Source organism: Streptomyces sp. NPDC058295, assembly GCF_042880655.1.
Classification (GTDB): Bacteria; Actinomycetota; Actinomycetes; order Streptomycetales; family Streptomycetaceae; genus Streptomyces; species Streptomyces coriariae.
In genome coordinates this window covers 45,275-53,562 of sequence record NZ_JBHVYO010000054.1, presented here as the reverse complement: position 1 = coordinate 53,562, position 8,288 = coordinate 45,275, and the positions used below count along the sequence as shown (strand labels likewise).

Annotated in this window: 7 protein-coding genes; 3 read left to right on the top strand and 4 right to left on the bottom strand. The window is 69.4% G+C overall.

The features are described 5' to 3' along the window. Positions 1–37 precede the first annotated feature (37 nt). The 4 genes from ACFVYS_RS37255 to ACFVYS_RS37240 all read right to left on the bottom strand — a co-directional run bounded on the left by ACFVYS_RS37255 (position 38) and on the right by ACFVYS_RS37240 (position 4,834). The gene (locus tag ACFVYS_RS37255; protein ID WP_389509411.1) at positions 38–1,564 is read right to left on the bottom strand and encodes a glycoside hydrolase family 3 protein; all 1,527 of its coding nucleotides are present in this window, start codon (positions 1,562–1,564) and stop codon (positions 38–40) included. An 8-nt stretch (positions 1,565–1,572) separates the two neighbouring features. Further along, positions 1,573–2,439 (bottom strand): carbohydrate ABC transporter permease, encoded by an 867-nt coding sequence (locus tag ACFVYS_RS37250; protein ID WP_028806995.1) that lies wholly within the window; start codon positions 2,437–2,439, stop codon positions 1,573–1,575. Then, a complete protein-coding gene (locus ACFVYS_RS37245; RefSeq protein ID WP_389509409.1) occupies positions 2,436–3,434 on the bottom strand; it encodes a carbohydrate ABC transporter permease in 999 nt (332 codons plus the stop codon). The genes ACFVYS_RS37250 and ACFVYS_RS37245 overlap by 4 nt, the downstream gene beginning before the upstream one ends. A gap of 119 nt (positions 3,435–3,553) precedes the next feature. Then, entirely contained in the window at positions 3,554–4,834 is a 1,281-nt protein-coding gene (locus tag ACFVYS_RS37240) for an extracellular solute-binding protein (protein WP_389509407.1), read from the bottom strand. Between the two features lie 372 nt (positions 4,835–5,206). On the opposite strand from ACFVYS_RS37240, the gene ACFVYS_RS37235 reads away from it, so the two are divergent. From ACFVYS_RS37235 to mctP, 3 genes are all read left to right on the top strand, one after another. Then, on the top strand, positions 5,207–5,971 hold the full coding sequence (locus ACFVYS_RS37235; RefSeq protein WP_389509405.1) for a GntR family transcriptional regulator: 765 nt from the start codon (positions 5,207–5,209) through the stop codon (positions 5,969–5,971). Positions 5,972–6,118: 147 nt separating this feature from the next. Then, positions 6,119–6,397 carry a DUF3311 domain-containing protein gene (locus ACFVYS_RS37230; protein ID WP_389509403.1) on the top strand — a complete coding sequence of 93 codons (279 nt, stop codon included), beginning with the start codon at positions 6,119–6,121 and terminating at the stop codon, positions 6,395–6,397. Then, a complete protein-coding gene (gene mctP, locus ACFVYS_RS37225) occupies positions 6,394–8,019 on the top strand; it encodes a monocarboxylate uptake permease MctP (protein WP_054242768.1) in 1,626 nt (541 codons plus the stop codon). Before ACFVYS_RS37230 ends, mctP begins: the two co-directional genes overlap by 4 nt. The last annotated feature ends 269 nt before the right edge of the window (positions 8,020–8,288 follow it).

Here is an 8,288-nt window from a genome sequence, read left to right as displayed (position 1 = left end):
CCCGAAGAGGAGCCCGGCGCCTTCGTCGTGCCGGCGTTCAGGGGTGCGTGCCGGCCGCGATGACCTCCGCCGCCGCGCGGCCGCACACCCGGGCCGCGCCGTGGGTGGCGATGTGCAGGGCGCCGCGGGGCGGGGCCTGGGGGACGCCCATCTCGACGACGACCGTGTCCGGGCGCGCCGTGAGGAGGGTGTCGAGGGCCGCCGCCATCCAGGGGTGCCGGTGCTCGTCGCGGACCACGGCCACGATCCGCCGCTCACCCGCCGCGGCCAGCGCCGCGTGTCCCGCGTCCGCGCCCGCGAAGCTGCCGGTCCGCGTCCCCGGCAGCAGCCGGCCCAGCTCCGCGGCCACACCCCAGGGGGTCTCGTCGCCGACGGCGATGTTCGCGACCGGGGTGAGCGCGGCGACGTACGGCGGGTCGGTGAGCGGGGTGAAGACGTCGTCGCCGGTGAGGCGCAGCGCCCGGCGGGCGGCGATCAGGCCGACATCGGCCCGCCCGGCGCCGCGGCCCGCGCGCGCCGTTCCCTCGTCGGGGCCGCCCGCGGCCGTGTTCCGCGAAGCCGTCCAGCGGGCCAGTGCCCGCACCCGTTCCGCCGCGTCCGCGAGGCGTCGCTCGGGGAGTTCGCCCGTGCGGACGGCGGTGACCAGGGCGTCGCGCAGCCGGCGTACCGTCTCGTCGTCCGCCAGGCCGCCGCCCACGCAGATGGCGTCGGCGCCGGCCGCGACGGCGAGGACGCTGCCGCGCTCGATGCCGTAGGTCGCGGCGACGGCCTGCATCTCCATGCCGTCGGTGACGATCAGGCCGTCGTAGCCGAGTTCCTCGCGGAGCAGGGTGGTGAGGACGCGCGGGGACAGGGTCGCCGGTCGGGCCGGGTCCAGGGCGGGGACCAGGATGTGCGCGCTCATCACGGCGCGGGTGCCGGCGGCGATGGCGGCGCGGAACGGGGTCAGTTCGCGTTCCGTCAGGACCGCGGGGTCGGCGTCGATGCGCGGGAGCGCGTGGTGGGAGTCGACGGCCGTGTCGCCGTGACCGGGGAAGTGCTTGGTGCAGGCCGCCACGCCCGCCGACTGGAGGCCGGTGACGTACGCGGCGGTGTGCCGGGCGACCAGGGCGGGGTCGGCGCCGAACGAGCGGACCCCGATGACCGGGTTCGCGGGATTGGAGTTCACGTCGGCGGAGGGCGCCCAGTTGAGGTTGACGCCGCACTCCGCGAGGCGGCGGCCCAGCTCCGCGGCGACCTCCAGCGTGAGCGAGACGTCGTCCACCGCGCCCAGCGCGTGGTTGCCGGGGAAACTGGAGCCGGTACGCACCTCCAGGCGCGTGACGTCTCCGCCCTCCTCGTCGATCGCGACCAGGACGTCCTCCCGCTCCGCGCGCAACTGCGCGGTCAGCGAGGCGAGCTGTTCCGGCGAGGCGATGTTCCGGCCGAACAGGCCCACCGAGGCCAGCCCCTCGCCCAGGCGGCGCAGCAGCCAGTCAGGGGCGGTGGTGCCGGGGAAGCCGGGTTGGAGGACCGTCAGGGCGTCACGGGTGAGAGTGTCGGTGCCGCTGGCGATTGTCGTCATCGGGGGCGTTATCCCTTCACGGCGCCCGCGGTCAGCCCCGCGGCCATCTTGCGCTGGACGAGGAGGAAGAGGGCGACGATCGGCAGCGCCATCATGGTGGCGCCGGCCATCATCGGGGCGTACTCGGTGCCGTGCTTGGTGGAGAAGTTGCTGAGCCACACGGTGGCCGTCTGGTTCTTCTGGCTGAGCAGCATCAGGGCGTAGAGGTACTCGTTCCAGGCCTGGATGAAGCCGTAGACCGAGGTGGCGACCATGCCTGGCGCCAGCAGGGGGAAGACCACCCGGACGAAGGCCCCGGTGCGGGAGCAGCCGTCGACCATCGCGGCCTCCTCCAGCTCCTTGGGGATGTTGACGATGAAGCCGCGCAACGTCCACACCGTGAAGGGAAGGATGAAGGTCAGGTACGTGAGGATCAGGCCGGTCAGCTTGTCGTACTGGCCCAGGTCGTTCAGGAGCAGGAAGACCGGGATGATCATGGCGACGAGCGGGACCATCTGGACGGCCAGGATGCCCACGATCACGATCTTGCGGCCGCGGAAGGCGAACCGGGAGATGGCCAGGGCGGCCAGCATGCCGACGACGACGCCGATCGCCACGACCGCCAGGGAGACGAGCAGGCTGCGGCCCACCGGGCCCCAGAAGTCGGCGATGTGCAGCGCGCGGCTGAAGTTGTCGAGGGTGAGTCCCGTCGGCAGCAGGCTCGGGTCCGGGTCGATCGCGTCCTTCGCCGGCTTGAACGCGGTGTTGAGCATCCAGTAGACGGGGAAACCCGCGACGACGAAGACGAGCACGCCGAGGAGGTTCCAGCCGGACTTCGACCTGCGGCGTCCGGAGCGGCTTCCCGCCCGGCTCGCCTCGGAGGCAACGGCACTCATTCGACCTCTCCGATCTTCAGCATCTGGCGCATGTAGACGGCGACCACCCCGAGCAGCAGCAGCACGGTGATCAGGGCGATCGCCGATCCCTGTCCGTAGTCGTTGACGACGAAGGCGCGGTCGTAGGAGTACGTCGTCAGGATCTGGAACTCGGCTTCCGGGTGTCCGTTGCGCATGACGAAGACCTGGGGGAACACGCCCATGTCCCAGATGACCGACAGGGTCGTGAGCATCACGATGATCGGCTTGAGGATGGGCAGGGTGACGTACCGGAAGACGCCCCAGGCGCCCGCGCCGTCGAGGCGGGCGGCCTCCTCCAGCTCGGCGGGCACCTGGGTGAGGCCGGCGCTGAGGGTGATGACCACGAAGGGCACGGCGCCCCAGACGACGAGGAGCATGATGACCGCCAGCCCCTGCGGTCCGCTGGCGAACCAGTTGTGGCCGATCAGCTCGACGCCCGGCAGCCTGCTCAGGACCGCGTTGAGGATGCCGTAGTCGGCGTCGAACAGCCACTTGAAGACCGTGGTGGCGACGATGACCGGCATGCCCCAGCTGGCCACGAGCGCGATGTTCACGAGGGTCTTCACCCAGCCGGAGACCCGCTGGAGGAGCAGCGCGATCAGCATGCCGATGACCATCGTGAAGATCACGCAGCCGGCCGCGAAGACGATCGTGCGGAAGACGACCTGCCAGAACTCGCCGTCGTCCAGCACGCCCGTGAAGTTGTCGAACCCGACCGACTCGGCCGGCTGGAAGCCCCACAGCTGGGACTGCCCGAACTTCTGGAAGGAGAGGGTGACCAGCCGGACCAGCGGATAGCCCATCACCAGGGCGAGCACCAGCAGGCAGGGGGCGAGGAGCAGCCAGGGGGTCGTGGCCCCGCGGGAACCGCGGCCGCCGCGTGGTCTCTTCTCGCCGGGTCCGCCCGCGGGCGGTGGTGGTGGCGACTGCCGCGTCGGCGGCACTTTGGCAGTGGTCGTGTCTGCGGCACTCATCCGCGCGCTCCTCAGCGGTCCCTCGGGTCGTACGAAGGCGAAGCCCCGTACGGGTCGTACGGGAGGCAGGGCCCCGCCCCGATGAAGCCCTCCGGGGTCGACGGGGCCCTGCCCTCAGGTCACTTGGTGTTGATGACCTTGTCGATCGCGGCGTCCGCTTCCTTCGCGGCGGCCTCGACCGTCTTCTTGCCGGTGCCGATGCTCTGGAGCATGGTCTGCAGCACCTGGGCCTTCTCGACCTGGCCCCAGCCGGGAGCCATCGGGACGAACCAGTTGGACTCGGCGGCGGTGGCCGGGACCGCGGTGGCCGGATCGCTCTTGAGGGTCGCGAGGTCGGTCTTGTTGTTGGGCAGGTTGCCCTTGGCGATCAGGCCCTTCTGGCCGGACGGACCGGTGAAGGCGTTGATCCACTCGGCGGCCAGGGCCTGCGCGTCCGACTTCACCGGGACGGCGAGGTCGGAGCCGCCCAGGAAGACCGGGAGGTTCTTGCCGGACGGGCCGGGCATCACGAAGTTCTCGACGTTGTTCGCGAGCTTGCCGGTCTTGTCGTTCTCCTTCGCCGCGGCGGTCGCGCCCTCCCAGGCGGGGGCGAAGATCATGCCGGACTTGCCCTGGCCGTAGACGATGTAACGGTCGGACTCGTCCTTGGTCTTGTCGCCGTGCATGTACGTGTCGAGGACGTTCTTGAACTCGTTGAGGCCCTTGATCGACTCGGCCGAGGAGAGGTTGGCCTTCCACTGGCCGCCGTCCTCCTTGGCGATGGAGCCGCCGGCGTCGTACACGAAGGACATGGCCGCGTACCAGTCACGGGAGGGCTGGTACCAGGCGGAGAACTTGTCGCCCTCCTTCTTCTGGACCTTGTCCAGGGCGGCGGTCAGCTCGGTGTACGTCTTCGGGGTGGTCTTGACGCCGGCCGAGGCGAAGAGGTCCTTGCGCCAGTTGGCGACCCGGCCGCCCGCGTAGTACGGGACGCCGTAGGTCTTGCCGTCGTAGGTCACCGAGGCCTTGAGGCCGTCGAGCCAGGCGGAGGAGTTGTCGAACTTGGCGGTGTCCAGGGGAGCGAAGGCACCCTTGACCATGTAGCCGAGCATCTCGGTGTTGCCCATCTCGACGACGTCGGGGGCCTTGTCGGTGGCGAGAACCGCGTCCAGCTTGGCGTTCTTGTCCGGCCAGCCGTAGTACTCGTGGTTGATCTTGACGCCGGGGTGCGCCTTCTGCACCGCAGCGTCGGCGGCCTTCACCAGCTCGGGCCAGTTGTTCTGCGCGTCGACGGTGAGCCAGACCGTCAGCTCCTTGGCGTCGGTGCCCTTCGAGTCCCCGCTGCCACTGTCGTCCCCGCACGCCGCGATGGAGACCATCATGCCCGCGATACCGATCGCGGCTATCAGCTTGCGCTTCACGCCATCCTCCTCAGGGATGCCACACCCCCCGCCCACGGGCCGGGAACTCGATCTGGACCAATGGTGTAGACCAGTGCGCAGAGCTTGGCTCAGACCAATAAGCCTGTCAAGGGTGGCCGAACCCCCTCCGAACAGCCGTTATGGGACCTACATATGCAGGAACCTTTAAGTAAGAAGCCCTCGAAAACCCGAGCTCCGGAGGGCGCCGCTCCGGTAGACCATTTGCCCTGGTGGACTAGACCAGCAAAGGTTGCGACGGTATACAGAGGGATCACGGAACGGTGGGGCACCATCCCCGCGTCCGTGCCACGATGTGAGCCGCGGCCGACGGCGTGTCGGCCATTTCGGCACCCGCAGCCGGGAAGGCAGGCCATGAGCACCGACGTCAGCAGTGCGGAGAACGAGGGTGGGGCGACCGTCCGTACCGCGCGTGTGCCCAAGTACTACCGCCTGAAGAAACACCTGCTCGACATCACGGAGACACAGTCTCCGGGCACCCCGGTCCCGCCGGAGCGCACCCTGGCGGCCGAGTTCGACACCTCGCGCACGACCGTCCGCCAGGCGCTGCAGGAACTCGTCGTCGAGGGCCGCCTCGAGCGCATCCAGGGCAAGGGCACCTTCGTCGCCAAGCCGAAGGTGTCCCAGGCACTCCAACTCACCTCGTACACCGAGGACATGCGCGCCCAGGGCCTCGAGCCGACCTCGCAGCTCCTGGACATCGGCTACATCACCGCCGACGACCGCCTCGCCGACCTCCTCGACATAACGGCCGGCGTACGGGTGCTGCGCATCGAGCGCCTGCGCATGGCCAACGGCGAACCGATGGCCATCGAGACGACCCATCTGTCGGCGAAGCGCTTCCCGGCCCTGCGCAGGTCGCTGGTCAAGTACACCTCGCTCTACACCGCCCTCGCCGAGGTCTACGACGTCCGTCTCGCCGAGGCCGAGGAGACCATCGAGACCTCGCTGGCCACCCCGCGCGAGGCGGGCCTGCTGGGCACCGACGTGGGCCTGCCGATGCTGATGCTCTCCCGCCACTCACTGGACCAGGACGGCCGGCCGGTGGAGTGGGTGCGGTCGGTGTACCGGGGCGACCGGTACAAGTTCGTGGCCCGACTGAAGCGGCCCACCGAGTAGGCCATGGAGCAGGCCATCGAGGAGGCTGCCGAGCAGGCCACCTGGTAGAGGGTCTGTGGAGGGTCTTCCGCTGGGCTTATCCGTCACTTACATTGCCTGCGCATTACATCTGTGATCAAGGCGATCAGAGTGAGGGGACGGCCGCCGATGTCCGACGAGGAAACGAGGGAACCGGTGGTGACGCCTGCGCGCGTCGCCATCGCCCTCTGTCTGATCGCGCCCTTCGTGGCAATGCTGTGGGTGGGTTCGTACGCGAAGGTGGATCCGGCGTTCATCGGGATCCCCTTCTTCTACTGGTACCAGATGCTGTGGGTGCCCCTGTCCGCCGCGCTCACCGTGACCGCGTACAAGCTGTGGCAGCGTGACCAGCGCGGCCGCGCCGCCGGTTCTTCGGCTTCCTCTCCGGAGGGTGGTGCGTCGGAGTGAAGGACGGCGTGAACGGCGTCGCGCTCGCCGTCTTCATCTTCTTCTTCCTGGCCGTCACGGTCATGGGCTTCCTGGCCGCGCGGTGGCGCAAGGCCGAGAACGACAGCCTCGACGAATGGGGCCTCGGCGGCCGGTCGTTCGGCACCTGGGTCACCTGGTTCCTGCTCGGCGGCGACCTGTACACCGCGTACACCTTCGTCGCGGTACCCGCGGCGATCTACGCGGCGGGCGCGGCCGGCTTCTTCGCGGTGCCGTACACGATCCTCGTCTACCCGCTGATCTTCACCTTCCTGCCCCGCCTGTGGTCGGTGTCCCACAAGCACGGCTATGTGACGACCTCGGACTTCGTGCGGGGCCGGTTCGGCTCGAAGGGCCTGTCGCTGGCGGTCGCCGTCACCGGCATCCTGGCGACGATGCCGTACATCGCGCTCCAACTGGTCGGCATCCAGGCCGTGCTCGACGTGATGGGCGTCGGTGGCGGCGAGGACACCAACTGGTTCGTGAAGGACCTGCCGCTGCTGATCGCGTTCGGCGTGCTGGCTGCCTACACGTACTCCTCGGGTCTGCGGGCCCCCGCGCTGATCGCGTTCGTGAAGGACACGCTGATCTACATCGTCATCGCGGTGGCGATCATCTACATCCCGATCAAGCTGGGCGGGTTCGACGACATCTTCGCCAAGGCCGGCGAGGCGTTCAGCCAGACCAACCCGGCGACGGGCAAGCCGCGCGGCGCGCTGGCACCGGCGGAACCCGGCCAGTGGACGTACGCCACGCTGGCGTTGGGCTCGGCGCTGGCGCTGTTCATGTACCCGCACTCGATCACGGCGACGCTGTCGTCGCGCAGCCGTGAGGTGATCCGCCGCAACACCACGATCCTGCCGCTGTACTCCCTGATGCTGGGTCTGCTGGCGCTGCTCGGCTTCATGGCGATCGCGGCCGGGGTCAAGGTCACCAACGGGCAGCTGGCGATCCCGCAGCTGTTCGAGGACATGTTCCCGTCCTGGTTCGCGGGGGTGGCGTTCGCGGCCATCGGCATCGGCGCGCTCGTGCCCGCGGCCATCATGTCGATCGCGGCCGCGAACCTCTTCACCCGCAACATCTACAAGGACTTCATCAAGCCGGACGCGACGCCCGCGCAGGAGACGAAGGTCTCCAAGCTGGTCTCGCTCCTGGTGAAGGTGGGCGCCCTGGTCTTCGTCCTCACCATGGACAAGACGGTCGCCATCAACTTCCAGCTGCTGGGCGGCATCTGGATCCTCCAGACGTTCCCGGCCCTGGTCGGCGGCCTCTTCACCCGCTGGTTCCACCGCTGGGCCCTGCTCGCCGGCTGGGCGGTCGGCATGGTCTACGGCACCTTCGCCGCGTACGGTGTCGCGTCCCCGACCCAGAAGCACTTCGGCGGCTCGTCGAAGGAGATCCCGGGCATCGGCGAGATCGGCTACATCGGTCTCACGGCGTTCGTGATCAACGTCGTCGTCACGGTGGTGCTGACCTTCGTGCTGAGGGCCGCCAAGGCTCCCGACGGCATCGACGAGACGAAGCCGGAGGACTACACGGCGGACGCGGGCGACCCGGGCGTGGCGGTGGAGCTGCCCCCGGCGACGGCGGGCGCCGGCCACTAGGGCTGTCCCCGGGGTACGCGATGGCCGGCCGGACAGGTCCTGGGTGGTGTCCGCAAAGCAGCGCCGGGCGGGACTTCGCGGACCCGGCCCAGTCCCGCGTCCGTCTGGCCGTCGCGTCCCAGAAACGGTCCAGTTCACGGACCCGCATGCCGACCCAGTGCGGGGTCTTTCTGCGCAGCGCCCGGGGCAGCCGGCGCCGGACGCTGCCGGGCAGCAGGGCATGTTGCTGACGGCAGAACGGCTCGCGGATCTCGCCCCGGGGCACCCCG